Annotated in this window: 21 protein-coding genes and 2 tRNA genes; 15 read left to right on the top strand and 8 right to left on the bottom strand. The window is 59.7% G+C overall.

Annotated elements, in window-relative coordinates:
* Positions 1–149: 149 nt before the first annotated feature.
* The 6 genes from ABMA32_RS20405 to ABMA32_RS20380 all read left to right on the top strand — a co-directional run bounded on the left by ABMA32_RS20405 (position 150) and on the right by ABMA32_RS20380 (position 9650).
* A complete protein-coding gene (locus ABMA32_RS20405; RefSeq protein WP_349015641.1) occupies positions 150–2504 on the top strand; it encodes a DNA topoisomerase IV subunit A in 2355 nt (784 codons plus the stop codon).
* Between the two features lie 271 nt (positions 2505–2775).
* Entirely contained in the window at positions 2776–3480 is a 705-nt protein-coding gene (locus ABMA32_RS20400) for a TetR/AcrR family transcriptional regulator (protein WP_349015640.1), read from the top strand.
* A gap of 7 nt (positions 3481–3487) precedes the next feature.
* Positions 3488–4690: an efflux RND transporter periplasmic adaptor subunit gene (locus ABMA32_RS20395; protein ID WP_349015639.1), complete on the top strand. Its 1203-nt coding sequence runs from the start codon at positions 3488–3490 to the stop codon at positions 4688–4690.
* Positions 4687–7821 (top strand): efflux RND transporter permease subunit, encoded by a 3135-nt coding sequence (locus tag ABMA32_RS20390; RefSeq protein ID WP_349015638.1) that lies wholly within the window; start codon positions 4687–4689, stop codon positions 7819–7821. The genes ABMA32_RS20395 and ABMA32_RS20390 overlap by 4 nt, the downstream gene beginning before the upstream one ends.
* Positions 7822–7938: 117 nt before the next feature.
* Positions 7939–9132, top strand: a complete 1194-nt coding sequence (locus tag ABMA32_RS20385) for an AI-2E family transporter (protein WP_425475576.1) — start codon at positions 7939–7941, stop codon at positions 9130–9132.
* Positions 9133–9161: 29 nt separating this feature from the next.
* The gene (locus ABMA32_RS20380; protein ID WP_349015636.1) at positions 9162–9650 is read left to right on the top strand and encodes a CAP domain-containing protein; all 489 of its coding nucleotides are present in this window, start codon (positions 9162–9164) and stop codon (positions 9648–9650) included.
* A 1-nt stretch (position 9651) separates the two neighbouring features.
* Here the strand turns inward: ABMA32_RS20380 and ABMA32_RS20375 are convergent, their stop codons facing one another.
* The 3 genes from ABMA32_RS20375 to ABMA32_RS20365 form a co-directional block, all read right to left on the bottom strand.
* Positions 9652–10557, bottom strand: coding sequence for a DMT family transporter (locus ABMA32_RS20375; protein WP_349015635.1), 906 nt, complete (start codon positions 10555–10557; stop codon positions 9652–9654).
* Positions 10558–10607: 50 nt separating this feature from the next.
* Positions 10608–11363, bottom strand: coding sequence for an arginyltransferase (locus ABMA32_RS20370; RefSeq protein ID WP_349015634.1), 756 nt, complete (start codon positions 11361–11363; stop codon positions 10608–10610).
* Positions 11364–11492: 129 nt separating this feature from the next.
* Entirely contained in the window at positions 11493–11957 is a 465-nt protein-coding gene (locus ABMA32_RS20365; RefSeq protein ID WP_349015633.1) for an RDD family protein, read from the bottom strand.
* Positions 11958–12144: 187 nt separating this feature from the next.
* Between ABMA32_RS20365 and sthA the strand changes: the two genes are divergently transcribed.
* From sthA to ABMA32_RS20350, 3 genes are all read left to right on the top strand, one after another.
* Entirely contained in the window at positions 12145–13533 is a 1389-nt protein-coding gene (gene sthA, locus ABMA32_RS20360) for a Si-specific NAD(P)(+) transhydrogenase (protein WP_349015632.1), read from the top strand.
* Positions 13534–13546: 13 nt separating this feature from the next.
* Positions 13547–14527, top strand: a complete 981-nt coding sequence (locus ABMA32_RS20355; protein WP_349015631.1) for an MBL fold metallo-hydrolase — start codon at positions 13547–13549, stop codon at positions 14525–14527.
* A gap of 84 nt (positions 14528–14611) precedes the next feature.
* Positions 14612–15043 carry a VOC family protein gene (locus ABMA32_RS20350; protein WP_349015630.1) on the top strand — a complete coding sequence of 144 codons (432 nt, stop codon included), beginning with the start codon at positions 14612–14614 and terminating at the stop codon, positions 15041–15043.
* Between the two features lie 8 nt (positions 15044–15051).
* On the opposite strand, the gene ABMA32_RS20345 is transcribed toward ABMA32_RS20350, so the two are convergent.
* Positions 15052–16116, bottom strand: a complete 1065-nt coding sequence (locus tag ABMA32_RS20345; RefSeq protein WP_349015629.1) for a LacI family DNA-binding transcriptional regulator — start codon at positions 16114–16116, stop codon at positions 15052–15054.
* A 150-nt stretch (positions 16117–16266) separates the two neighbouring features.
* On the opposite strand from ABMA32_RS20345, the gene ABMA32_RS20340 reads away from it, so the two are divergent.
* Positions 16267–16410, top strand: coding sequence for a hypothetical protein (locus ABMA32_RS20340; protein ID WP_349015628.1), 144 nt, complete (start codon positions 16267–16269; stop codon positions 16408–16410).
* A gap of 5 nt (positions 16411–16415) precedes the next feature.
* Here the strand turns inward: ABMA32_RS20340 and ABMA32_RS20335 are convergent, their stop codons facing one another.
* Together ABMA32_RS20335 and ABMA32_RS20330 are read right to left on the bottom strand one after the other, a co-directional pair.
* Positions 16416–16766, bottom strand: coding sequence for a DUF423 domain-containing protein (locus ABMA32_RS20335; protein WP_349015627.1), 351 nt, complete (start codon positions 16764–16766; stop codon positions 16416–16418).
* A gap of 139 nt (positions 16767–16905) precedes the next feature.
* Positions 16906–18120 (bottom strand): polyhydroxyalkanoate depolymerase, encoded by a 1215-nt coding sequence (locus ABMA32_RS20330; RefSeq protein ID WP_349015965.1) that lies wholly within the window; start codon positions 18118–18120, stop codon positions 16906–16908.
* A 102-nt stretch (positions 18121–18222) separates the two neighbouring features.
* On the opposite strand from ABMA32_RS20330, the gene ABMA32_RS20325 reads away from it, so the two are divergent.
* Both ABMA32_RS20325 and ABMA32_RS20320 read left to right on the top strand, forming a co-directional pair.
* Positions 18223–18876 carry a glutathione S-transferase gene (locus tag ABMA32_RS20325; protein ID WP_349015626.1) on the top strand — a complete coding sequence of 218 codons (654 nt, stop codon included), beginning with the start codon at positions 18223–18225 and terminating at the stop codon, positions 18874–18876.
* 197 nt (positions 18877–19073) lie between these two features.
* Positions 19074–20984, top strand: a complete 1911-nt coding sequence (locus ABMA32_RS20320) for a L,D-transpeptidase family protein (RefSeq protein WP_349015625.1) — start codon at positions 19074–19076, stop codon at positions 20982–20984.
* 59 nt (positions 20985–21043) lie between these two features.
* Here ABMA32_RS20320 and ABMA32_RS20315 read toward each other — a convergent pair whose 3' ends face one another.
* Complete coding sequence (locus tag ABMA32_RS20315; protein WP_349015624.1) at positions 21044–21508, bottom strand: hypothetical protein; 465 nt, start codon at positions 21506–21508, stop codon at positions 21044–21046.
* A gap of 123 nt (positions 21509–21631) precedes the next feature.
* Positions 21632–21708: transfer RNA gene (locus ABMA32_RS20310), tRNA-Asp, on the bottom strand.
* Between the two features lie 205 nt (positions 21709–21913).
* On the opposite strand from ABMA32_RS20310, the gene ABMA32_RS20305 reads away from it, so the two are divergent.
* From ABMA32_RS20305 to ABMA32_RS20295, 3 genes are all read left to right on the top strand, one after another.
* Positions 21914–21989, top strand: a tRNA-Val gene (locus ABMA32_RS20305).
* A gap of 597 nt (positions 21990–22586) precedes the next feature.
* Positions 22587–24884, top strand: a complete 2298-nt coding sequence (locus ABMA32_RS20300; RefSeq protein WP_349015623.1) for a DGQHR domain-containing protein — start codon at positions 22587–22589, stop codon at positions 24882–24884.
* Positions 24884–25708 carry a DNA adenine methylase gene (locus ABMA32_RS20295; protein WP_349015622.1) on the top strand — a complete coding sequence of 275 codons (825 nt, stop codon included), beginning with the start codon at positions 24884–24886 and terminating at the stop codon, positions 25706–25708. Before ABMA32_RS20300 ends, ABMA32_RS20295 begins: the two co-directional genes overlap by 1 nt.
* The last annotated feature ends 14 nt before the right edge of the window (positions 25709–25722 follow it).

The following is a 25722-nucleotide window of genomic DNA, read 5'->3' as shown; positions in this document are numbered from 1 at the left end:
GAACTGGACCGGAAAGAGGCGCGCGGCGCACAATGCCCGCAAAACCGGTGTTCTGGCAATCTCCCGGTCTTTGCCGGCTGGCATGATGGTGAAGAGCGGGTGACTTTGCGGCACTTGCCGCGAATCAGCCGCTCGGCTAACCCGGCCGCATGGGAAAACGCCTTGTTCCGCCGCCTTCCGATGGCGGCGACCACATTGAACCGGTAGATCTGAAGGCGGCGCTCGAGGAGCGCTATCTGGCCTATGCGCTGTCGACCATCATGCACAGGGCGCTGCCGGACGTCCGCGACGGGTTGAAGCCAGTGCACCGGCGGATCATGCACGCCATGCGCCTTTTGCGGCTCAATCCTGACCAGGGTTTCGCGAAATGCGCGCGCATCGTCGGCGAGGTGATGGGCAAGTACCACCCGCATGGCGACCAGTCGATATACGACGCGCTGGTGCGCCTGGCGCAGGATTTCGCCGTCCGCTACCCGTTGGTCGACGGGCAGGGCAATTTCGGTAACATCGACGGCGATAATGCGGCGGCCATGCGCTACACCGAGGCGCGCATGACCGAGGTCGCGACCGCGCTTCTGGAAGGCATTACCGAAGACGCGGTCGATTTCCGTCCGACTTACAATGAGGAAGATGAGGAGCCGGTGGTCCTGCCGGGCGCATTCCCGAACATCCTAGCCAATGGCTCATCCGGCATCGCGGTCGGCATGGCGACTTCCATTCCGCCACACAACGCAGCTGAACTTTGCGCGTCGGCGCTTTACCTGATCGATAACCGCGAAGCCTCCATCGCCGACCTGATGACGTCGCCTGAGCAATGGGCCGACATCGAGCGGCGGCATCAGGAAGAGCTGCGCAAGGAAGACAAGGACGCGGTGAAGCGCGCCGAGGCGATCCGCCTCGAGTGCAAGGTGCGCGGTCCTGATTTCCCGACCGGCGGCACGGTCGTCGACAGTTGGGCCTCGATCCTCGAATCCTATTCCACGGGCCGCGGCGGCTATCGCCTGCGCGCCAAGTGGAACCAGGAAGATCAGGGCAGGGGCACGTGGACCATCGTGGTCACCGAGATTCCGTACCAGGTGCAAAAGTCGAAGCTGATCGAGAAGATCGCCGAGCTTTTGCTGGCGCGCAGGCTGCCGCTGCTGGAGGACGTGCGCGACGAGAGCGCCGAGGACATCCGTCTCGTGCTGGTGCCCAAGAGCCGCGCCGTCGATCCCGGCCTGATGATGGAATCAATCTTCAAGCTCACGGAGCTGGAGACACGCTTCCCGCTGAATATGAACGTGCTGTCGCGCGGCAAGGTGCCGAACGTGCTCTCGCTGAAGAGCGTGCTGTCGGAATGGCTGGAGCACCGCAAGGACGTGCTGGTGCGCCGCTCAAAGCACCGCCTCGGCGAAATCGAGAAGCGTCTCGAAATCCTCGGCGGCCTGCTGGTCGCTTACCTCAACATCGACGAGGTCATCCGCATCATCCGCGAGGAGGATGAGCCCAAGCAGGTCATGATCGCCCGATGGTCACTGACCGACAACCAGGCCGAAGCGATCCTCAACATGCGGCTGCGCTCCCTGCGCAAGCTGGAGGAGATCGAAATCCGCAAGGAGTTCGACGGCCTCTCTACCGAGAAGCGGCAGATCGAGGCCCTTCTGGAGTCGCCCGCCAAGCAGTGGAAGGTGATCCGCCATCAGGTCGCCGAGACGCAGAGGAGGTTTGGTCCCTCGACCACGCTCGGCGAACGCAAGACCCAGTTCTCCGATGCGCCCGAGCATGACGTCGCCGACATCCAGCACGCAATGATCGAGAAGGAGCCGATCACGGTCGTCGTCTCCGAAAAGGGCTGGTTGCGCGCGATGAAGGGACATCTCGCCGACTTCTCGACGCTGACCTTCAAGGAGGGTGACAGCCTCAAGCTGGCATTCCCGGCGCAGACGACGGACAAGATCCTCGTCTTCACCACCGGCGGCAAGTTCTACACGATCGGCGCTGACAGGCTGCCGGGCGGGCGCGGACATGGCGAGCCGATCCGCATCATTGTGGACATGGAGAACGACCAGGACATCGTGACGGCGTTCGTGCACGATCCGCAGCGCAGGCTGCTGCTCGCCAGCCATGTCGGCAACGGCTTCATCGTCCCGGAAGGCGAGGTCATCGCCAATACCCGCAAGGGCAAGCAGGTGATGAACGTCAAGTCGCCCGACGAGGCTTCGCATTGCGTTCCGTTTGGCGGCGACCATCTCGCGATCGTTGGCGAGAACCGCAAGATGCTGATCTTCCCGCTCTCGGAAATTCCCGAGATGACGCGCGGAAAGGGTGTGCGCCTTCAGAAATATAAGGACGGCGGCGTGCTCGACCTGAAGACGTTCTCGGTCGGCGAAGGTCTTTCCTGGCAGGATTCGGCTGACAGGACGTTCACGCGCAGCAAAGAAGAACTGGCGGAGTGGTTCGGCGCGCGAGCGTCGGCCGGCCGCATGGTCCCGAAGGGCTTTCCGCGCACCGGCAAGTTCGGCTGACGTCATCTTGGATCGGTTTGAGGCCGATCCACGTATTCTAACTCACAGATTTGCAATGCATTATCCGAGCGGCGATCAGGGCGATCGCCGCTCGCTCTTGGCTTTGCGTAGGAACATGCACGCGTCCACGTAAGATCATCATGAAGCCAATGCCTCGCCCTCCTTTGATTTTTGCACTGCACCATATTGACTGCGAATGATCGTTCGCATAAATCGAGAATGATCATTCGTATTAAGTGAGAGCGAACATTCGCTCACGGTGGGACAATCGATGGAAGAAACCGCTTATTTTGAGGCTACGCAGGCGGAACCACTGGAAGGCTCTGGCCTTACCCGTGCCGAGCGCCGCGATCAGCAGGTTCAGCGCATCCTCGAGGCCGCGAAAAACTGCTTTGTCCGGTCCGGCTTTCAGGGCGCGTCGATGCAGCAGATCTGCCTCGAATGCGGGATGAGCCCGGGTGCGCTCTACCGCTACTTCCCGTCAAAGGAGGCAATTGTCGAGGCCATCTGTGAGGCGGATCGCCAGGACGACATGAGCTGCTTTGGCGAGTTGAAGCATACCGACTCCGCAGTCGAGGGATTGGTCGAAGCAGCTATGGCTCATATCCTGCACACGCACGAAAAGGGCAGCGCGCCTCTCTTCGCCGAGATGCGTTCCGAATCCATGCGCAACGAGACCATCCGCTGCACGATCGAGGGACACAAGCAGCAGGTCGCGGAGATGATCCTGCCTGTGTTGCAGGGCGCAATAGACCGGGGCGAGATCAATCCACCTGCCGACATCAGAACATTGATGGCGGTCGTCATGTCGGTCGGGGAAGGCATGGCCATCAACGATCTGCCGTCGCGCGGCGTACCTATCGACCAGCTGGAAGCGGTGATCCGCGCCATGGTGGTCGGCATGCTTCGTCCCACCGGCGGCGATGCCGATGGCAACATCCAGTCAACTCCCGGTTCGTTTTCCTCGTTTGGGTGACCTGATCATGCTGAAGATTGCTTTCCGTTCAGGCGTGGTTGCCGCGCTGTTGTCCGCCACGATGCTTGGTGGCGTGCCGTCATCCTACGCGGCCGGCGAAGCCGCGCCTGCAGTCCGGCAGGTTCCGCCGTCCATCCGCGTCGTTGCCGCTGAACGTCGCGAACTGGTCGAGACGCTGTCGGTCAACGGCACCATCGTCGCTCGCGAGGAAGCCGCCGTCGGCACCGATCTCAATGGCCTGACGGTGCTCGAGCTGAACGCTGACGAAGGCGATGTTGTGAAGAAGGGCGATGTCCTTGCCGTCCTCGACCGTTCCATGCTCGACACGCAACTGGCACAGATCGAGGCCAGCCGCGCGCAGGCTGAAGCGAACATCGCCCAGATGCGCGCGCAGATCGGGGATGCCGAGGTCGGGGTCCGGCAGGCGCAGGAGTCGCTTGACCGTGCGGACGCCCTGCAGAAGAAGGGGGTCGCCACCGAGGCGCAGCGCGACAACGCCGTAAATGCGCTGGACAGCGCCCGCGCGAAACTCGACTCGGCCGAGAAGGCTCTTGCCGCTTCCGAAGCGCAGCTTGCGGTCATCGATGCGCAAAAGCAGAACGTGCTCGTGCAGATCGGCAAGACGGAATTGCGCGCGCCTGCTGACGGCCTGATCCTTGCACGAAACGCGACCCTCGGCGGTGTCGTCATGGCGGGCAGCGCGCCACTTTTCCGGATAGCGATCGGCAGCGAATTCGAGTTGGACGCCGCCGTTGCCGAGACTTCGCTGCCACGGCTTTCATCCGGCATGAAGGCAAAAGTTGCCGTTCCCGGCCTCGAACAGCCGGTCGAGGGTTCGATCCGCAGGATTTCGCCAGAGGTCAGCCAGTCCTCTCGACTCGGTGCGATCCGCATCGCGCTGGCTCCGAATTCGCCCGCAAGAGCCGGCAATTTTGCGCGTGGCGAGATAGAGCTTGTCCGCCGGGCAGGTGTCGCGATTCCAGCTTCCGCCGTCATGTATTCGGGCGCTGAAGCGTTCCTGCAGAGCGTCGACAATGGCACGATCAAAAGCCGGAAGGTCAAGCTCGGCGTTCGATCCGGTGACCTGATCGAGATCACATCCGGCCTTGCCGAGGGTGAAGAGGTGGTCTCTCGCGCTGGTACCTTTGTCGCCGACGGCGATCTGGTGACGCCTGTACGCATAGAGGCCACGGGAGCTGTCAAGCCATGAACGTTTCCGCATGGTCGATCCGCCACCCCATTCCGGCGGTTCTGCTCTTCATCGTTCTGGTTGCACTCGGCCTGATGGCATTCTCCAAGCTGCCGGTCACGCGCTTCCCGAACATCGACATTCCGCTGGTCAACGTCACCGTGACCGATCCCGGCGTCGCGCCGAGCGAGCTGGAAACACAGATCACCAAGCGCGTCGAGGATGCGGTCGCCAACATCTCCGGGGTCAAGAATGTCATCTCTACGCTGACCGAAGGCGTTTCGCAGACGGTCGTCGAGTTCCGACTCGAGGTCGATACGCAGACGGCGGTGAACGACGTCAAGGATGCGGTCGATCGCATCCGTGCCGACCTGCCGGCGACCGCGGACGATCCGCTTGTCACGCGCATCGACGTGGAAGGGCAGGCGATCCTGACCTATGCCGTATCCGCGCCTGCGATGACGCTGGAAGAGCTGTCCTGGTTCGTTGACGACACGATCATCCGCAAGATGCAGGGTTTGAAGGGCGTCGCGCGTGTTGATCGCTATGGCGGCGCGACCCGTGAGATCGAGGTTGAACTCGATCCGGATCGGCTGAACGCGCTCGGCGTTTCGGCCGGCGACCTCAATGGTGCGCTGCGGCTGGCCAATGCCGACATGACGGGCGGCAACGCCAAGTTCGGCAGTCGCGAGCAATCGATCCGGACGCTTGGCGGCGCCAATCAGATCGCGGATTTGGAGGCGCTGGAGATACCGCTGGCCGGCGGTCGCAAGGTCAAGCTGTCCGATATCGCGACCGTCACGGATTCATGGGCCGAACCGAAATCCTTTGCCCGCGTCAACAACGGCACGGTTGTCTCCTTCGCCATCTTCCGCGGCAAGGGCGAGAGCGATGTCGAGGTCAACGAACGCGTCGCGGCGGCGGTCGCTGATCTGCAAAAGGCCCATCCCGATGTCGAGATCACGAAGGTCGACGACACCGTCGGCTATACGGTCGGCAATTACGATTCCGCGATGGAAACGCTCATGGAGGGCGCGGCGCTTTCCATCATCGTCGTCTTCCTGTTCCTGCGCGACTGGCGCGCGACATTGGTTTCCGCGACCGCGCTGCCCCTATCGATCATCCCGACATTCTGGGCGCTTTCCATGATGGGCTTCTCGCTCAACCTGGTGAGCCTGCTCGGCATCACGCTGGTCGTCGGCATCCTGGTGGACGACGCCATCGTCGAGATCGAAAACATCGTGCGGCACATCAAGATGGGCAAGTCGCCCTATCGTGCGGCGCTGGAGGCGGCGGACGAGATCGGCTTGGCCGTCATCGCCATCTCCGCAACCATCATGGCGGTCTTTGCGCCAGTCTCCTTCATGGGTGGCGTCGCCGGCCAGTACTTCAAGCAGTTCGGCTTGACCGTTGCCGTTGCCGTGTTCTTCTCTCTGTTGGTGGCGCGCCTGATCACGCCCATGATGGCGGCCTATTTCCTGCGCGACCATGTCCATGAGGAGCCGAAGCCCGGCATGATCATGCGCGGCTACGAGCTTCTCTTGCGCGGGACGCTTCGCTTCCGCTGGGTCACGCTGGGCGCCGGCATCGCCTTCTTCGCCGGTTCGCTCTACGCAATGGGCTTCCTGCCGTCGGGCTTCATCCCGCGCGAGGACGCCAGCCGCATCACCTTCTCGCTGGAATTGCCGCCCGGCAGCCGGCTGGAGGATACGCGTGAGACGACCGACGCAGTTACGAAACTCATCATGGAGGTGCCGGAAGTCGAGAACGTCTATGTCATCGGTGGCGCCAGCCCGACCGGTACGATGGAGACACGGCGCGCAACCGTGACCGTCGACCTGAAGCACAAGTCGGAGCGCGACATTCCGCAGTATCAGATCGAGGCCACGCTTCTCGACAAGATGGAGACGATCCCGGACCTGCGCGCCTATTTCGTCAACGACCGCGGAGAGCGCCAGCTTGCCTTCGGCGTCATGGGAACGGACGGCGCGCTGCTCGATACGCAAGCCCGCAAGATCCAGAGCGAGATGGCGGCGACCGGCAAGTTCCGCGCTATCAGTTCCAATGCCGCGCTCGACCGTCCTGAAGTCGTCATAGAGCCCGACCTGCCTAGGCTGGCCGAGCTCGGGATATCGACTGCGACGATCGCGCAGACGCTGCGTATCGCCACGATGGGCGACATCGACGAAAACCTGGCGAAGTTCACCGTCGGAGACCGCCAGATTCCGATCCGGGTCCAACTCGCCGAGGCGGCGCGCGACAATATCGAAGTTGTCAGCCAGCTTCCGGTGACGACGCCTTCCGGCGTGGTGGTGCCGCTGTCCTCAGTCGCGAAGATCAGCTTCGGACAGGGACCGTCCTCGATCTCGCGGTTCAACCGCGAGCGGCGCGTCGTCATCGGTGCGGACATGGCGGCCGGTGCGGAACTGAGCGACGGCCTCAACGCCGTCTGGCAGTTGCCGGCGGTCAAGAACATGCCGGCTGGGACGCGCATCCAGGAAACCGGCGATGCCGAGGTCATGGGCGAGGTGTTCGCGGGCTTCGCGACGGCGATGACGACCGGCCTGATGCTGGTGCTGGTGGTGCTGATCCTGCTTTTCGGTTCGGTCTTCCACTCCTTCACCATCCTCGGCTCCCTCCCGCTTGCAATCGGTGGCGTGGCGGCCGCGCTATTCCTAACCAATTCGGCGGTTTCGATGCCAGTCGTCATCGGCATCCTCATGCTCATGGGTATCGTGACGAAGAACGCGATCATGCTGGTGGATTTCGCGATCGAAGAGGTGAAGGCCGGGGTTCCGCGCAAGGAAGCGATCATCGATGCGGGCAGGAAGCGCGCGCGGCCGATCGTGATGACAACCATCGCCATGTCTGCCGGCATGATCCCGGCGTCGCTGGCGCTCGGAGACGGCGGCGAGTTCCGCGCGCCGATGGCGATCGCCGTCATCGGTGGGCTTATCGTCTCGACCTTCCTGTCGCTGATCTTCGTGCCGTCCTTCTATACGATCATGGACGACGCGGCGATCTGGACGGCAAAGGCGTGGCATTGGCTCGTCAGGCCCAACAAGGCCGACGAGCCGGATGCCCAGCATCGCGGAGCGGACCTGCATATCCTGCCTCCGCCGACGGGACATATGCCTGTCGCAGCGGAATAGGCTGCGTCAAACCGCGGCCGTCATTAACCTGCCATTTGCTTGTCGGGCCTGTTATGCATAAGTCATGGACAGAGTTCGGCTGGGAAATCGCACTTGAAGGAACCGAGGATCAGGGCTGTGGAGAGGGTGCGCCCGCTGTTTGGCGCTTCGACGGCGCCTAGAACGGCGGTGATCGCACCCTTGTCGGCAGCTCGGTGGCTGCTGCTGCTTGTCATTCTCGCCGGCGTCTATTTCTTCCATAGCTTCCTTGTCCCGGTGCTCGCGGCGCTCGTGATCGCCTTTGCGAGCTGGCCTCTCTACCGAAGGCTGCTGGTGGCGGTGGGTGGCAGCCGCACGATCGCGGCCAGCATCGCCCTGTTGCTGATCCTTGCATTCCTCATCGTGCCGATCATGTGGGCCGGCAGCTATGCCATCGCCGAAATCCGGGAATGGGTCGGCTGGGCGCTGATAACCAACCGCGAGGGCGCGCAGACGCCAGGATGGATCGCGCAGCTACCGATCGCCGGCGAATGGCTGGATGAACAATGGACCAGGCATCTGGCGCATCCGGGTGGGATCGGCGAGATCATCCAGCTTGTCAGCGGCGCCAACATCGGCAGCATATATCGCGGCGTGGTTGCGGCGGGAACCGGGGCGTTCGGCCTGCTTTTGACGCTTCTCTTCATGCTGATCGCGCTTTTCTTCACCTACCGCGATGGCGAGACGTTCGCCGCGCAGGTCGACCGGATCGGCGAGCGCATCCTGCCGCATCGCTGGGAACGCATCTCCCGTGTCGTACCCGCTACCATCAGCTCAACCGTCACCGGCATGACACTGATCGCCATCGGCGAGGGCATCGTTCTTGGCTTCGCATACTGGCTGGCCGGAGTACCATCCCCCGTCACGCTCGGCGCGCTGACCGGCCTGATGGCGCTGATACCGGGCGGCGCACCGCTTTCTTTCACGCTGGTGTCGATCTACCTGGTCGCCAGCGGTTCGCCGGTTGCCGGCGTGGCGCTGTTCCTGTGGGGTTCGATCGAGCTTTTCATCGTCGACAAGACGTTGCGGCCGAAGCTGGTCGGCGGACCGATCAAGCTGCCGTTCCTGCCGACCTTCTTCGGCCTTATCGGTGGTGTGAAGACGATGGGACTGCTGGGTCTCTTCCTTGGCCCCGTGCTGATGGCGATTCTCGTCTCGATCTGGCGCGAATGGCTGCACGAGGTGGACGTTGCGTCACACGATATTCCCGTGCCGCAGCCGGACGTGCTGCCTGCTCAGATCGAAGCCGAGCCGATCGCTCAGTTGGCCCGGCAAAAACCACATTCGGGTTGAAGACTGATCTGCCGACACTCGGGCTGCATATGATCGACAAACCTCACCGCTGTTCTCCTGCTATCCTACCTCTCGTGCTCGCCATCCTGCTTTCCGTGGCGGGATGTCAAGGCGTGTCGCCCGGTTCCAGCGCAGGCGGTGTCGGCGCATCGTCCTCCGGCGAGATATACCTCGCGTCGATCCGCCGCGAGCAGGGACTTCCCCCGCTAAAACCCGACGCGAAGCTGGAAAGAGCTGCTGCGCAGCAAGCCGGCTACATGGCCGGGGCCTCGAAGATGACGCACCGCACCGGCTGGCGGAAAGACTTTGCGACCCGTATGCGCGAAAACGGCGTCGAGGGCGCTGCGGCCGAGAACGTCGCCCATGGCAGGATGGAGCCCGAGAGGCTGTTCCGCATGTGGATGGATTCTTCCGGACACCGGCGCAACATGCTGGACCCGCGCTTCGGCCACTACGGGCTTGCGTCGGCGACCGACGATCAGGGCCAGAAGTACTGGGCGCTGGTACTCGGCAGGTAATTCAGACGGGATGCTTGACTGAAGTTGCGGCCCGTCGCTTCCGGCCGTCCATGAGTTGCCAGACAGAGTGCGCCACCAGCGCAACGATGAGGATGGCGCCGCCGATCAGGCTGTTGCGGGTCGGTACCTCGTGGAAGATCATCCACACCCAGATCGGCGCCAGCACGGTCTCCAGCAGGTAGAACATGGCGACCTCCGGGCCGGTGATATAGCGTGGGCCTGTAGCCAGGCAGTAGAACGAAAGCGGCATGATGATCGCTCCGTTTAGGATGATCCACCAGGGTTCCTCGATCCGGAAGCCAGTGTCAGAGCCTCCAACCATGATGGCCGCGATCGTGAAGGGAATGATCACTCCGATCAACGACGTGAAGCCCATGTCCTCGCCGCTCGAACGCGAGATGGTAATGGCCGCTGCGACGGCCACAGCCGAGCACGCCGCCATGAGATCGCCGAACAGATTGCCGGTGCCGACCGAGTCCCAGACGATGATCAGGACGCCGACCGTCATCGCAGCCATGGCTGCGAGCGTGGCGCGACGCGGTCGTTCGCGAAGGAACAGCCATGACAAAAGTGCGGCGAACATAGTGTTGAAGGCGAGGATGAAGACGAGGTTCGCCGTGGTCGTATGAAAGACGGCCGTGATGAAGCAGATGGAGCCGAGCCCGTAGAGCGATGCAACGACCAGTCCGGCGCGCCCAGGAACGAGTTTTGGGGCCGAAGGCGTGATGGCGCGCCATACTGCCCAGATGACCAGAGCGGCGAGGAACGTGGTGCCGGTGCGCGCCATGAGGATCGACCAGGACTCTCCATTCGCCAACCTGATAAGCGGGATGTCGACGGTCAGCGCCAGGCCGCCGATGCCGGTAATCACCAATCCTTTGAGGTGGTCGGGGCTGTGCGCCGTCACATTCCGCTCCGTCGATCTTCAACGGCAGCGTTAAAGTACGGGCCGGTTGGTCAGGGTTGCCCGTCGTAGCGTTCCCAGCCCTTTGGGCCAAGGTGCTCCTGCGGAAGAAAGCGGACCTTATAATCCATCTTGCGCGAGCCGTTGACCCAGTAGCCGAGATAGACATGGGGCAGGCCCGCCGCCCGCGCCCTCGCGATATGGTCGAGGATCATGAAGGTGCCGAGCGAGCGGTCGGCAAACTCCGGATTGAAATAGGAATAGACCATGGACAGGCCGTCGGCCATCTTGTCTGTCAGCGCAACGGCGATGAGTTCGCCGACGCCACGCCCCGTGATGAACGTGTCCGGCCCGCGCCTGCGGTACTCGATGACCTTGGTGTCGACATGGGTGTCCTCGACCATCATGGCGTAGTCGAGCACTGTCATGTCCGACATGCCGCCCCTGCGGTGACGCGCGTCGAGATAGGAGCGAAACAGAGAATACTGTTCGGTGGAGGGTTCGGCGTCACGCATCTGGCCAACAAGGTCGGCGTTTCGTTGCGCTGCGCGGCGCATGTTCTTGGTAGGCTGGAATTCACTGGCCAGGATGCGGACCGAGATGCAGGCGCGACAACTCTCACAGGCCGGCCGGTAGGCGATGTTCTGGGAACGGCGGAAACCGCCCTGCGTCAGCAGGTCATTCATCTCCGGCGCTCTGTCGCCGACCAGATGAGTGAACACCTTGCGTTCGTATTGACGTTCCAGATACGGACAGGGCGATGGCGCTGTCAGGAAGAATTGCGGCGACTGTGTCGGATGGTGCGTCATCGCGGTCTGGAGGAAACTGCTGCTCCGTGTGAGTCGCTCTACCTTGAAGCCTGTCGCAAAAAATTCAACTGGATTGTGAGCGCCATGAATCGATAGGCGGGCTTTTTGTGCCCGCCGGCCTTAAAATGGCTATCGATCCGTTCGGGTAACGACTGTTCCAAGCAGCAGGTCGTGAAGGGTACGCTTGCGGTCGGCAAACAGGGAAACCAGCAGCACGAAAGGCGTCAAAACCACGTTCGCGGCCCAGAAGAAGACGGAGTGCACCACCGCCAGCATGCCGTCGACCGGCCGGCCGTCGAGGCGATCAAGGCGAATGCCCATCATGCGCATGCCGACTGTCGCCTGGTTACGTCCACCAAGCGTGTTCCAGACATAGATCAGGGCTACCAGCGGTACGAGGATGGCGAAAAGCCCCCATCCGAGGCCGAATGTGAGCAGGCCAAGAAGAAGGACCAGCATCGCAAACGGTATGAGCAGCAACGCGACGATCAGGTAATCCAAACAGAAGGCGAGTATGCGCCTTGTGCGCACGCCGGAATAGGCGCGAACATCGTCCAGCCTGCTTGCGGTGATATCTGCGTCCAGAATAGCCAATCTTTTCTCCTGAGGCGCGGCTTGTCATGCGCCTGTCAGTGAACATGGTGAAGTGTCGGGGCTGATTCAAGCGGTTGAAACGCTTCGATCACGACATCGGTTGAGTTCGTCCGCGTGATGACGTTAACTACGCTGCACTGCAGCAATAGCCGGCGGGGATCGAAAGCCGGGGGATCGGGGAAGCCACATGCAGCACTACGATATGGTTGTCATTGGCAGCGGTCCGTCCGGACGCCGTGCCGCCATCCAGTCTGCAAAGCTCGGCAAGTCCGTGCTGGTGGTGGACAAGGGCAGCCGGCTTGGTGGCGTCTCGGTCCACACGGGAACGATCCCTTCCAAGACCCTGCGCGAAACGGTGCTGAACCTCTCAGGATGGCGCGAGCGCGGCTTCTATGGGCGCGGCTATCGCGTCAAGCAGGATATCTCGATAGGCGATCTCATCCAGCGCCTGCGCAAAACGCTCGACCACGAGGTCGAGGTGCTGCAGCACCAGTTCATGCGCAATGGTGTTCGTCACACGCGGGCGACGGCCAAATTCGTCGCCTCCGACCGGCTACAACTTACTAACGAGAATGGCGATACCAGCGACGTCGGCTTCTCCCATGCGATGATCTCGGTCGGTACAAGGCCGTACCGCCCGGACAATGTGCCCTTCGACAGGAAGCACGTCTTCGACAGCGACGAGATGCTGTCGCTCGAGCAGTTGCCGCGGACTTTGACAGTGATCGGCGGCGGCGTAATTGGCGTCGAATACGCGACGATCTTCTCGGCGCTGGACGTGCCGGTCACGCTGATCGAGTCGCGCCAGACAATCCTTGACTTCGTGGATCGCGAGATCGTCGATGACTTTCTCCATCAGATGCGCGATCGCGGCATGGCGATCAGGCTCGGCAGCACTGTCAAGGAGATTCAGGTCGAGAACGGGTCGGTCGAAATCACCCTTGGCGATGGCCGTACGGTGCGGTCCCAGATCGCGCTCTACGCCGCCGGACGCAGCGGCAATGTGGGCAGCCTCGGTCTGGAGACGGTTGGCATAGAGGTTGACAGTCGCGGGCGCATCAAGGCCGATCCCGAGACATTCCAGACAACGGTCCCCAACATCTATGCAGCCGGCGACGTCATCGGCTTCCCCAGCCTTGCCTCGACTGCGATGGAACAGGGAAGGGTGGCAGCTTGCCATGCCTTCGGCGTGATGTTGCCGCCGCCGCCGGAGACGTTCCCGTATGGCATCTACTCGGTGCCGGAGATCTCCACGGTCGGGCAATCGGAGGAACAGGTCCGCAATTCCGACACGCCTTACGAGGTCGGCGTTGCGCGTTTCCGCGAGACGTCGCGCGGCCACATCATGGGCGTGGATTCCGGTTTCCTGAAGCTGATCTTCTCGATCGAGACACGCCGCCTGCTCGGTGCGCATATTGTAGGCGAGGGCGCGACGGAGCTCATCCACATCGGTCAGGCTGTCATCAACCTTGGTGGTACGGTCGATTTCTTCGTCAACAACACCTTCAACTACCCGACGCTCGCCGAAGCATACAAGATCGCCGGTCTCGACGCCTGGAACCGCATGGGGCATTGAGAGGTTTGGTCGGATGAACCGATACTACGACGGACCGGAAAGCCCGCATTTCGACGGCACCCGGTTCTTCAATCCCGGTGGCGCGGAGCCAGCCGGCTTTGCTGACCTTCTGCGCTGGCAGTTCGACGGAAAGCGCAGCCGCTGGCCTCGCTCATGGCCGCCCGAGCCGTCGTTAACCATTCCCGATAGCCGTGTGGAGGGCAGTGGGCTGCGTGTCACGATGGTGGGTCACGCGTGCCTGCTGTTCCAGCTTGCAGGCCTGAACATTTTAACCGATCCTGTCTATTCTAGGCGCGCCTCGCCCTTCAGGAATGTCGGGCCGAGGCGCGTCAACGAACCCGGCATCGCGTTCGAGAACCTGCCGCCGATCGATGTCGTTCTCGTCACGCACAACCATTACGATCATCTCGACGTCCGGACACTGGCGCGCCTTCAGGCGGTCCATGATCCGCTTGTCGTCACGCCTCTGGGCAATGACCGGCTGATCCTTCGGCACATTCCCCAAATGCGCATTCACGCGCAGGATTGGGGCGACGTCCTCGAATTCCGAGACGCGCGCATCCACTGTGAACCGGCGCATCATTGGTCGGCACGCGGGTTGAACGACAGGCGCATGGCGCTCTGGTCGGCCTTCGTGATCGAAACGGGAGCCGGCGCGATCTACCATATCGGCGATACCGGTTTTCACGACGGCATCAACTATCGGGCGGCCGCCGACAGGCACGGCGGATTCCGGCTTGCCGCGCTTCCTATAGGCGCATTCGAGCCTCGATGGTTCATGCGCTCTCAGCACCAGAATCCCGAAGAGGCGGTTGAGGGCATGAAGCTCTGCCGTGCCGAACACGCCGTGGGACATCACTGGGGCACTTTCCAGCTGACGAACGAGCCGATCGAGCAACCGCGCGACGATCTGCTTTCCTCTCTCGCACCCGCCGGCGTAGAAGAAGACCGATTTCGCCCTTTGCTTCCCGGGCAGTCCTGGGACGTTTCCTGAGCGATCCCTGCGATTTTTTCGGCTTGATGTCGGACTTCGTCGTCCCAGATCGTCCTTCTGTGCGAAAGCAAGGAGAACAGACCCATGGCCAAGATGATCTTCGTCAATCTGCCGGTTGCCAACCTGAAGCGCGCCACTGCCTTCTATGAATCGATCGGCGCAACTAAGAATCCGCGATTCAGCGACGATACGGCCTCCTGCATGGTCGTTTCGGAGACCATTTACGTGATGCTGCTGACCCATGAAAAATATGGCCAGTTTACCGCGAAGAAGATCGTCGATGCCCGGTCTTCCAGCGAGGTATTAATCGCATTGTCTGCGGACAGCCGCGAGGACGTCGATGCCATGGTGAAAAGGGCGGAGGCGTCGGGGGTTACCATCGATCCGACACCGACGCAGGATTTCGGCTTCATGTACGGCCGCAGCTTCGAAGACCCGGATGGTCATATCTGGGAAATCTTCTGGATGGACGTCGAGGCAGCAACTGCGGGCGGCGATCACTCGTCTGCTGCGTGAAACTGAAATCAGCGGGGTGGGGGCGCCGTCGATTTCCTGATTGCGAGTTCGACTTGGAGCGTCTCGCGGCGCACGGCGCCATCGAAGGACAGGATAATCTCGACCGCACGGCGGCCCATTTCCGCCATGGGCTGGACGACGGTGGTCAGTGGCGGCATCGAGATCTCGCCCTCCGGCACACCGTCGAAGCCGATGACAGACACGTCGCGGGGCACCGTGATGCCGTGCCCTGCGAGCCACTTCAGGGCGATCAGCGCGACCTTGTCCGACATGGCGAGGATTGCAGTCGGCGGTGTCTCTGACGCGAACAAAAATTCTAGCCCCGCGTGCGTGGTGGCTTCGTCGTTCAGCGTTTCGTAGATAAGTACTGACGCCGGGTCGATGCCTGCTTCGGCAATCGCGCCGAGATAGCCCGCTATACGGTCACGGGTGCCGGCATATCCAGCGGTCCTTGCGCGGTCGGGAAAAACAGGGCCGTGTCCGCCCTCGTCGAACTCGAGCGACAGGACCGCAAAGCACCTGTGGCCGAGCCCGGTCAGATGGGCTGCGGCGAGGCGGGCGCCGGCGACATCATCGACGCCGAGCGCAGCTATCGTCTCGTCATCGAAGCCAAAGTCCAGGGCCACGAAAGGCAGGCCGCGCTCACGGGTCAGTTCCACCAGCCTCGAACCGCCTTCGAGGCAGAACACGATGAAACCATCAACCAGCGCGCTCCGGATATTCCACGCCAATTGTTCGTCATTTGCGGCCGATACCAACGAAATGCCCGCACCGGTCCGATCGCAGGCTTCGCTGATGCCTGCCATCACGACGCGCGCAAAAGGATCGTCGAAGAAATAGCAGAGGGGTTCGGCTGTCGCGACGCCGATGGCGTTGACTTTTCCTGCTCTCAGCATGCGGCCGCGCGGGTCGGGGCCGCCGTAGCCGAGCTTTTCAGCTGCCGCCTTCACCCGTTCACGAACTTCGTCGCGAACGATCTCCGGGCGGGAGAAGACATTGGACGCGGTTCCGTGCGACACGCCTGCCGCCTTGGCGACGTCAGCAAGCCTGACGGGGCGGATTTTGGTCTCCACTGAAAGCCTCTCGTGAATGACGGCGCCCATGTTAGCACAGGATTGGATCGGTTCAAATTTGGCTTGACCAAATCCGTAGTTGCGCTTATTGTTGAATCGATCCAATCGAGCGGTACGGTCCTATTTTGAATCGATCCAAAGGAAATCGTCATGCATCCCGTCAAGTTCCTGTTTGATGAAATCAACCGCGACTACTGGGGTCTTTCGCCTCGGCCGGAGCGTGCGTCACGCAAGCATCGCCAGCGTCCAGCATGGCGCTTGCCTCGCTTCCTGCAGGAAGACGCCCGGACCTGACCCGATTAGAGAAGCCTGCGGGGGAATAGTGCTGACACGGCGACGCCCAGCCAGCCGAGCATCATCAAGGCGCCGCCTGTCGGCGCGGCCATTGCGAAGAGGCGGTCGTCGAGGAAATCGCGGCTGACCAGATCGCCGGCGAAAAGGGCGACGCCCACGAGCAGCACGGCGGCGGCCCATCGTATGATCGAATTGAAGCTGGTCAGCCCGATGACGAGCAGGGCAGGGGCGTGGACGACCATAAAGGTGGCCGCTGTAGCGGTGTTCGGCGTGCCGCCATGCGCCGCAGCCGCGGATAAACCGACTCCCAGGACCCCGAAGAGACCTGCGACAAAGATCAGAAAGCGGCTCGGCATGGCGACCTGCGCGGTGAATGGAGGCGAACGCAGGAAGCAGCGCCTCTGGCTGACGAATCGGCGTGGGATCAAGTTCCCCCAAGGGAACTTACACTGACGGCGCAGGATTTCCACAGCGGCTGGCTAGCCTGGTGGGCAGCTATTCCATGGAAAGGATGACGTTGCGGACCACGGGATAGATTTCCCGTTCCCAGCGCTTGCCGTTGAAGACCCCATAGTGACCGACATTGGCCTGCAGGTGGTGGCGCTTGAGATGTGGCCGCAGCGACCGGCAAAGGTCGTGCGCAGCCGCCGTCTGGCCGAGCGCACAGATATCGTCGCGGCCGCCCTCGACGGTCAACAAGGCCGTGTGGCGGATTGCTCCGGGATCAACCTTCTGGCCGCGATAGGTGAAATCGCCCGTCGCCAGTTCCGCTTTCTGGAAGATGCGGTCGATCGTCTCGATGTAGAATTCCTCGGTCAGGTCGAGGACCGCGAAATACTCGTCGTAGAAGATCTTGATCCTTTCCGCCTCGGCGGTTTCTCCGGCCGCCAGATGCTTGAAGAGCTTTTCGTGCGCCGTGCGGTGGCGCTCCATGTTCATCGCCATGAAGGCGGTGAGTTGCAGGAAGCCGGGATAGACTTTTCGCCCTGCGCCGCCATGTCGCCACGGCACGCGCGAGATGACCGAGTTCTGGAACCAGGACAGCGATTTGGCCACCGCGAATTCGTTGACTTCGGTCGGGCTTTCGCGCGGATCGATGGGACCCGCCATCAGCGTCATCGAGCGTGGCGTCGCCAGATGCCTGTCCTCCGACATCACCGCCACCGCTGCCAGAGCCTGGACGCAAGGCTGGCACACGGCCAGCAGGTGGGCGCCCGGTCCGATATATTCAATGAAGCGGATCAGGTAGTCGACATAGTCGTCGACACCGAAGCTTCCGGCCGACAACGGCACGTCGCGGGCGTTTGTCCAGTCGGTGATGTAGACGTCGTGATCGCGCAGGAGCGTCTGCACGGTGCCACGCAGCAAAGTCGCGAAATGCCCCGACAGAGGGGCGACGACAAGTACCTTGGGTTGTGGCGTGTCAATATCCTTGACGAAATGCAAGAGCTTGCCGAAGGGCAGTTCGAACGCGACCTCCTCCGTCACCGCGACGTCCCGGTTGCCAACCCGGACGGGCTTGATGGCGAAGTCTGGCCTCGCGTGAGTCAGTTCGAAACGAGAGATCATCTCCATGGCCGCGGCCATCTGCGCGGCCATGTCCGCCGCTGGTCCCCACAGCGTCGTGCTTGCCAGAGCCTGCATGCCTCGCGCCATCAGCCGCATCGGAGCGATGAGATCGTCCTGAAACTGGTAGGTCTGGTAGAGAATTGGGGCGCTCCTGGCCGGACGGATGTGGCACTGCAAAAAAAGCTAGTGCAATTCTTGCTGCATTGCGAGAGGATTGTGCTGCGGCCGCTGGCGGGAAGATACATGGCACGGGCAACACTGACGATTTCCTCGAAGAACTATTCCTCGTGGTCGTTGCGCGGCTGGCTGCTCTGCCGGATGGCCGGGCTGGATTTCGAGGAAAAGCTTGTCGAGATTGATGACGACCAGCGGCAGGAACTTCTGCTGCTGAGCCCCTCAGTGCTGGTGCCGCGTCTTACGAACGGCGACGTAACCGTCTGGGATACGCTGGCCATCGCCGAATATCTCAACGAGACCTTTCCCAAGGCCGGCTTGCTGCCGAAGGACAAGGCTGCGCGATCCCACTGCCGCGCCATCTCGGGCGAAATGCATTCCGGTTTCCACAACCTGCGGTCGGCGCTGCCAATGAATCTCAAGGCCCGCCACGAGAGGTTCAAGATATTCTCCGGGGCGCGGCCGGATGTCGAACGGATCAGGGCGATCTGGGCTGAATGCCTGGAGACCTACGGCGGTCCCTACCTGTTCGGATCGAAGCTGACGCTTGCCGACGCGATGTATGCGCCGGTCTGCACGCGGTTTCGGACCTATGCGGTCGATCTCGATCCGTCGCTTGTAGCCTATTGCGAGCGGATCTTCGAATGGCCGCTGATGCTTGAATGGACCGAAGGCGCAGTTGCCGAACCCGACGAGATCGTCGAACTCGAAGTCGAATTCTGACCGGCGCAACCTCTTCCTAAAAGAATCCTTGGCGAAGCTTTGACCGTGGCTCACGCGGATGTGAAGCGGTTTGGCAACACGGCAGGCGAAATTTGTGGGACCTTAACGTTATCGGTATGAATCGGCTGTGTGTTCGCCTTACATCTGCCGTGCGGTCGCACGAAGCACTTCGCATGAACAATGGAAATGGGTCATCGATGATACGTTTCGCGAGGAAAGCCGGCTTCTTCCCCGCTTTGACGGCTGTTGCGATGGTGTTGGGAGCGCCCGCTGCGGAAGCGCAGACACTGTTCGATGCATTGTTTGGAGGGGGTGCGCGCGGGCAGCGTGTGGAAGCGCGGCGCGGACCAGACAGTGATCGCGCCAGCAGCAGCGGGTACAATTCCAATTCAATCAGGAAACCGCTCTCTCAACAGCCGCAGGCTCTTAGACAGCAGACGGCTCCGCGTAAGACTGCGCAGGTCGCGAAAATCAGCGCACCTTCCTATTACAACTACAAGGCTGCGGCGCTGCAGCGAGTCGATTTCTCATCCCTTGCCGCAATCGGCCAATCGGCCTCGCTGGATCAAGCTGCCGCAGGCACCACGTTCCGTGAGTCGGTTGTAGGCTTGGCTGACTACGAGCTCTTCGCCGAGCCGGCTATCGCCAAGGCGCTGGTGGAATACTATTCCGCTAATCCCGACTTCATCTGGATTGTAGATGGGGCGGTGAGTGAACGCGCTCGCGACGCGCTGCGCGTGTTAGGCGATGCTGCTAGCCATGGCCTGTCGCCTGCCGATTACGCCGTCGCGGTGCCATCCTCGGCAGCCAGCAAAGCGGAGCAGATTCGGTTTGAAATGGCGCTGTCTGCGCGCGTCCTGCGCTACGCGCGAGACGCGGAAAGCGGTCGCATCGATCCCAACAAGCTTTCAGGCTATCACGATTTTCCCGAGAAGCCGTTCGATATGGTCGGCGCCCTGAAGATTCTGTCCAACGCCACGGACGCAAAGGGTTGGCTCGAGGCGCGCCATCCCGACAGCGACGCCTACAGGGCGCTGCGCGTGGAACTGGAGGCGCTGCGCGCCAGCGCCGAGAACGAAATCGTTGTCGACCCCAAGCTGCTGCTCAAGCCCGGCGAGACGAATGCCGAACTGCCGAAGTTGCTACACCTCATCGCGCGCGATCTGGACGACGAAATGGGCGGCGACTTTGGCGAGTTGCTCTACCGGGCCGGAGACACCGAGACCTACGGCGATCAACTGGTCACGGTGGTCAAGGCTGCGCAGACCAAAGCCGGACTGAAGCCGGATGGGGTCGTAGGCCCTCGCACGGTGGAAGCGCTGGCCGGCACCTCCAAGGCCGATCGCATCGACAAGGTCCTCGTTGCGCTGGAGCAGTTGCGTTGGCTGCCCCATGAACTGGGCGAGACGCGTGTTTTCATAAACCAGCCCGCCTTCACGGCGCAGTTCATCGACAAGAATGTCGAGAAACTGAACATGCGTGTGGTGGTTGGCAAGCCGTCAAACCAGACGAGTTTCTTCTACGACGAGATCAGCTATATCGAGTACAATCCCTATTGGGGCGTGCCGCAGTCGATCATCGTCAACGAGATGCTGCCCCGCCTGCGCGGCGATCCCGGCTATCTCGATCGCGCCGGCTATGAGGTGACAGACGCCAAGGGCAAGCGTATTCCATCGTCGGCCATCAACTGGAGCGCTTACGGCTCACGGGTACCGTACAGCATTCGGCAGTCACCGAGCGAAGCCAATGCGCTCGGCGAACTGAAGATCATGTTCCCGAACAAACACGCCATCTACATGCATGACACGCCGCAGAAGAGCCTGTTCGATCGCGACCAGCGTGCCTTCAGCCATGGCTGCGTTCGCCTGCACGACCCGCGCGGCATGGCTGCTGCTGTCCTGGGCAGCACTCGGGAGCACGTGGCCGACAAGCTGAAGCAGGGACATTCAAGGGAAAATACGCTCAAGATTCCGATCTATGTGGCCTATTTCACTGCCTGGCCCGACATGAACGGCAAGGTCGAGTATTTCGGCGACGTCTATGATCGGGATTCTCGCGTCAAGCTGGCCTTGGAGAAGACCGACGAGGTTCGCGTCCCGAGCAGTTGAATCCAGAGCGCTCGATCAGGTAGCGTTGCGGCTGCTTGTGTCGTTCTGACCGCTCGAATTCAGGACTGGATACAGGCGTCCAGCAGGGATGTTGCAGCCGCGCGGGAGCCTGCAAGCGGAATCCCTTCCGACTGCTCTCCGACCGAAATCTGCAGGAAGCCGGCTGAAGTGATGATTCCGGCCGTTCTGGAGTCGAATTTCAGTTCGCCCTCCAGAACGAAAATGTCGTCCATTTCCAGCCGTGAACCGACGGTCGCGACCGGCACCGCCACGTCGCCCGACCGCAGCAGGACTTCGACCTTCATCCCGTCAGACGCGTTCTGCGGCTCGAATGCATAGACGAAGGCAAGGGTGTCGGAATTTGTCGCGCAGTCGAAGGAGAGCGTCATGTCTCGGCTATCCGGCACACCGTAGACCAATGCCGCGCCATCCTCATAGCTGTGGCCGATCGACGTCCGTTCCTGTGCGGCCAGGTCGGTAGGGAGGACAACCATTGCGAGGACGGCGAAGAAAGACGCTTTCAATGTCACTTTCCCCATGCGTCCGCTATCGCGTCACAATAAGGCGATTGGGAAAAAGAGCGAGCATCATCTGCCGCCATAGGCCGCTCAAGCAGCGCGTACGCTGTGGATTGCGCGAGGAAAAAATGGCGCGAGTGACGGGGCTCGAACCCGCGACCTCCGGCGTGACAGGCCGGCACTCTAACCGACTGAGCTACACCCGCGCATGACGCGCACGTGACTGCGTGTTGCGTCGTTGGCGGCTGGATAAGGGGTTCAATCGGGAGTGTCAAGCGTCGGTTTCGCGGAGTCCGGGCCGGTCAGCGAACCAATCGCGGATTCCTCCCAAATCAAGTTGCAAACCGATGCTGATGCCCGATTCCACTTGCGGATGAAAACTGAAACCCTTAAACGTCCGGGCCTGTTTTGGGGCGATTAGCTCAGTTGGTAGAGCGCTTCGTTTACACCGAAGATGTCGGCGGTTCGAGCCCGTCATCGCCCACCAGAAAACTCCCCCTTGTCTCAACTGCTGGGAACTTGAAAGTCGCATGACGGCATAGCAGTCCTGCGCAGCCAATAACTCCGAGACTTGCTCTCCGTCCGCACTGCATCGGGAAACGGAGCTATAGAGTCCAGTGGCGGAAGTGCTTGAGATAGGTGGCGCACCAAAGGCGACATGCCTCGCTTGCATGTCCTACCGACGAAACCGCAAGACAACGCCATGATTTTGGTGCGAATGGTGGGCGTGACAGGGATTGAACCTGTGACCCCTGCAATGTCAATGCAGTGCCTCGCCGTGACGTCGCCTTCGCTCCTAAACGAAACACTGAATAAATTCAGCTGCTTGCGCAGTCTACGATGTTTCTAAGCAACACGCAATCCGACGCCATTTATACCCCAAAAACGGCGCTCACTGTGACACCAGTGTGACAAAAACGAAGGGCATTTCGATCATGAAGTGCGCAGCGTGCCGAGCGTTGGTTTGCTTGTGCTCCAAAGATTTGCAGCAAGTAGCCAAAATATCGGTTGATACCCTCTAGTTTTTCTCCTTCCAGCGATTTAATCGCATAGCTTTAGAAGGGGACTGCAACTGGAGGGGGAAGTGCCGGATCCAAATGAGCCAGAATCCGTTTTGCCGCCACCAAAGCCGCGTTCGGATCTCGTCAAAGAATATAACCTAAGACGAAAAGAATACATCGAAAAGCGTGTTCCACTTGGAGAGGTGCAAACCTTCATTGACGAGGGCTGGTCCGCAGAGCGCGATGATGGGAAACGTGCTGTTGTCCGTAAACGAAAAGCTATAGGGGATAGGCTTGAAGATCGCTTTTGGTGTGCCCTTTACAAAATGGGATATGACGAGCTCAGCCCAAACAGAACTTTTAATATATTAGTTTCAAAGAAAAATGAGCCACCGCTTTATAAGCAAGTCGATGTTTTTGCAAAGGATAGCGAGACTATAATAATAGCAGAGTGCAAGTCATGTTCTACGCCGAAAAAGAGATCGCTCCAGAAAGACTTGAATGAGTTCATTGCTTTAAAGGGTGCAATGGCGACGGCGGTAAAGAAGCATTACCCAGGCTTCAAGCCAAAAATAATATGGATGTTCGTTACGGAAAACGTGATCTGGTCAAAGCCTGATCTCGAGCGCGCTCGGCAGGAACAGATTCAGGTAATGAAGGAAAGCGAATATCGGTATTTTAGCCAGATCGTCGACCATCTTGGACCGGGTGCACGTCCGCAGTTTCTGGCCGAATATTTGCGAGGGACGTCTATTGCTGAAATGGAAGGAGTAACAACACCGGCAATTCGGGGAACACTCGGAGGCAATCGTTTCTATGCATTTGTGGCTACGCCAGAGCAGCTCATTAAAATCGCGTTTGTGAATCATCGTGCGTTAAACGATCCTGAGGGAGCTCCTGCTTATCAGAGACTAATTCAGAAAGGTCGCCTAAAGCAAATTGCTAAATTCCTCGGTGGTGGAGGTTATTTCCCCAACAGCATTCTTATGAATTTCAAGGAGAAAGTCCGCTTCGATCTCCTTGAGAACAAGGATGGTTGGCCCGTCCAGTTTGGAACCCTTTATCTGCCAAGCAAACTGAAGTCTGCCTGGATAATCGACGGCCAGCACAGACTATACGCTTACGGTGACCTCGATAAGAAGCGATCAAACGATAATCTGATCGTTGTTGCATTCGAGAAATTAGGGGACGCGGCAGAGGCAAATCTCTTCGTCACGATCAATCACGAGCAGAAGCGGGTTCCAAAGAATCTGCTCGATGAACTTGAGGGAGAACTGAAATGGGGGTCGTCAAATCCCAAGGAGCGGATTAGTGCAATTGGATCCCGCATTTGGTCCCTACTAAATGGCGATAACGGGAGCCCGTTCTATGGTCGAGTAGCTACACCCGGTCTCAAGCAGACCGAGGATGTCCCATTGACCATGCCAGAAGTGAAGGGCGCACTAGTTTCATCGGGGCTGATCGGGCAACCGATATTTAAGGGCACGCAATATGGTCTTGGGCCGTTGTGCGACTCGGACGATAAATCAACCTTAGACAAAGCCAGCGATGCGCTGACCGCATATTTCAGCCTGTTAGCTGAGGCAAGCCCTGAGCGATGGGCGCGAGGAAAGCAGGGCTACCTTTGCTCGAACATTTCTGTCGGAGGTAACATCCGGTTACTCGCTGCATTGATCGCTCACATGGCGAAGGAAACAGGTCAAGACCCTTTGCAACTGGAGGGCATGGAGCTTGTCGAGCAGATTGAGAGTTATCTAGCTCCGGTTATCGCCTATATATCCACTGCTACCGACGACGATTATTCAAAGCGGTTTAAGCCGCAATTTGGTTCTGGCGGTATTCCAGAGCATTTCTATCGTCTGTCTGATTTGGTTTCATCTGCCGCTCCTTCCTTCTCACCCCCAGGCCTATCTGAATGGCGCAAGAAAGCGTCCGAAGACGACACGAAGTACGCAGATGATGCCGTCAAGCGGCTTCAAACTTTGGTCCATGATGCGGCAATAATGGTCCTTAAGAAGGAGTATGGTGATAAGTACCTTATCAAGGGAGTCTCTAACGATGAGATACTTAAGAAAGCATATCCCCGCCAGCTTGAAGATGCAAAAAAGGACGAACAAAAAGAACTTGACGTGTATTTTGATCTTCTAGATTTCAAAGACATTGTTGGTCATAAGCAGAATAAACATTTGTTCAAGGAAATTTTCGATATCGAAATGAAAGGCGATAAGGGGTTAGCCTTCAATCTTAGATGGATGGAGGTCCTTAACTCTCTTCGTCGTATCGCCGCCCATCCTGCAGGCAGACAGTACAAGCCTGACGACATAGATTTTTTGCGCTGGCTCGACGCAGAGTTACAGAAGCGGACGGAAGTGCTGCTGTAATGTCTGAGGCGCACAATACAAAGGTAATCCCTTTCCTCAAATGGGCAGGTGGCAAACGCTGGTTTGCGGATCGTCATACAGACTTGTTGCCCAAAAGCTATCGGCGATATTTGGAACCCTTCCTTGGAGGTGGAGCCGTATATTTCGCGATAGCACCGAATGAGGGGATTGTGTCCGATGTGAACGCTGACCTGATAAGCACTTACGAAGTTATTCGAGACGAGCCGACTTCCTTAGCATCCATGCTTTTGGAATATCATGGTCGGCATTGCCGCGATTTCTATTATGAAGTCCGCTCTAATAAACCATCAGATAAAGTAGAACTTGCTGCATGGTTTATCTACCTCAACAGAACTTGTTGGAATGGTTTGTACAGAGTTAATAGGTATAATGAGTTCAATGTACCTATCGGAACCAAAACTGACGTTACTCTTTCTACGGATAGTTTCGCTGTAACATCTGAGAGACTTCAGTCTACAGTTATTAAATGTTGCGACTTTGAAGAAACGATTGATTTGGCAGAGAAAGATGATTTTATATTTGTGGACCCTCCATATACCGTTAAGCACAATATGAATGGATTTGTAAAATACAACGATAAGATATTCTCTTGGTCTGATCAGGTGAGGCTTCGCGACGCGGTCGTACGAGCTACAAGACGGGGTGCACTTGTTATGGTCACCAACGCAAATCACCAATCAATTCGGGAGTTGTATGCTGATATAGGTGAACACCTGCCTATTAAGCGTGCCAGTGTGCTAGCGGCTAGTGCTACGTTTCGAGCTAACGTTGAAGAACTCGCAATCCGAACATGGTTGGGGTAAGGTCCTGATTTCCT

The organism is Mesorhizobium quangtriensis (assembly GCF_040081925.1).
Classification (GTDB): domain Bacteria; phylum Pseudomonadota; class Alphaproteobacteria; order Rhizobiales; family Rhizobiaceae; genus Mesorhizobium_K; species Mesorhizobium_K quangtriensis.
This window is presented reverse-complemented; position numbering and strand designations above follow the sequence as displayed.

Bases quoted from the DNA above. Each gene is read 5' to 3' on its own strand.
- ABMA32_RS20405 (WP_349015641.1), top strand. From the start codon at position 150: ATGGGAAAACGCCTTGTTCCGCCGCCTTCCGATGGCGGCGACCACATT.
- ABMA32_RS20400 (WP_349015640.1), top strand. From the start codon at position 2,776: ATGGAAGAAACCGCTTATTTTGAGGCTACGCAGGCGGAACCACTGGAA.
- ABMA32_RS20395 (WP_349015639.1), top strand. From the start codon at position 3,488: ATGCTGAAGATTGCTTTCCGTTCAGGCGTGGTTGCCGCGCTGTTGTCC.
- ABMA32_RS20390 (WP_349015638.1), top strand. From the start codon at position 4,687: ATGAACGTTTCCGCATGGTCGATCCGCCACCCCATTCCGGCGGTTCTG.
- ABMA32_RS20380 (WP_349015636.1), top strand. From the start codon at position 9,162: ATGATCGACAAACCTCACCGCTGTTCTCCTGCTATCCTACCTCTCGTG.
- ABMA32_RS20370 (WP_349015634.1), bottom strand. From the start codon at position 11,363: ATGACGCACCATCCGACACAGTCGCCGCAATTCTTCCTGACAGCGCCA.
- sthA (WP_349015632.1), top strand. From the start codon at position 12,145: ATGCAGCACTACGATATGGTTGTCATTGGCAGCGGTCCGTCCGGACGC.
- ABMA32_RS20355 (WP_349015631.1), top strand. From the start codon at position 13,547: ATGAACCGATACTACGACGGACCGGAAAGCCCGCATTTCGACGGCACC.
- ABMA32_RS20350 (WP_349015630.1), top strand. From the start codon at position 14,612: ATGGCCAAGATGATCTTCGTCAATCTGCCGGTTGCCAACCTGAAGCGC.
- ABMA32_RS20340 (WP_349015628.1), top strand. From the start codon at position 16,267: ATGCATCCCGTCAAGTTCCTGTTTGATGAAATCAACCGCGACTACTGG.
- ABMA32_RS20335 (WP_349015627.1), bottom strand. From the start codon at position 16,766: ATGCCGAGCCGCTTTCTGATCTTTGTCGCAGGTCTCTTCGGGGTCCTG.
- ABMA32_RS20325 (WP_349015626.1), top strand. From the start codon at position 18,223: ATGGCACGGGCAACACTGACGATTTCCTCGAAGAACTATTCCTCGTGG.
- ABMA32_RS20320 (WP_349015625.1), top strand. From the start codon at position 19,074: ATGATACGTTTCGCGAGGAAAGCCGGCTTCTTCCCCGCTTTGACGGCT.
- ABMA32_RS20295 (WP_349015622.1), top strand. From the start codon at position 24,884: ATGTCTGAGGCGCACAATACAAAGGTAATCCCTTTCCTCAAATGGGCA.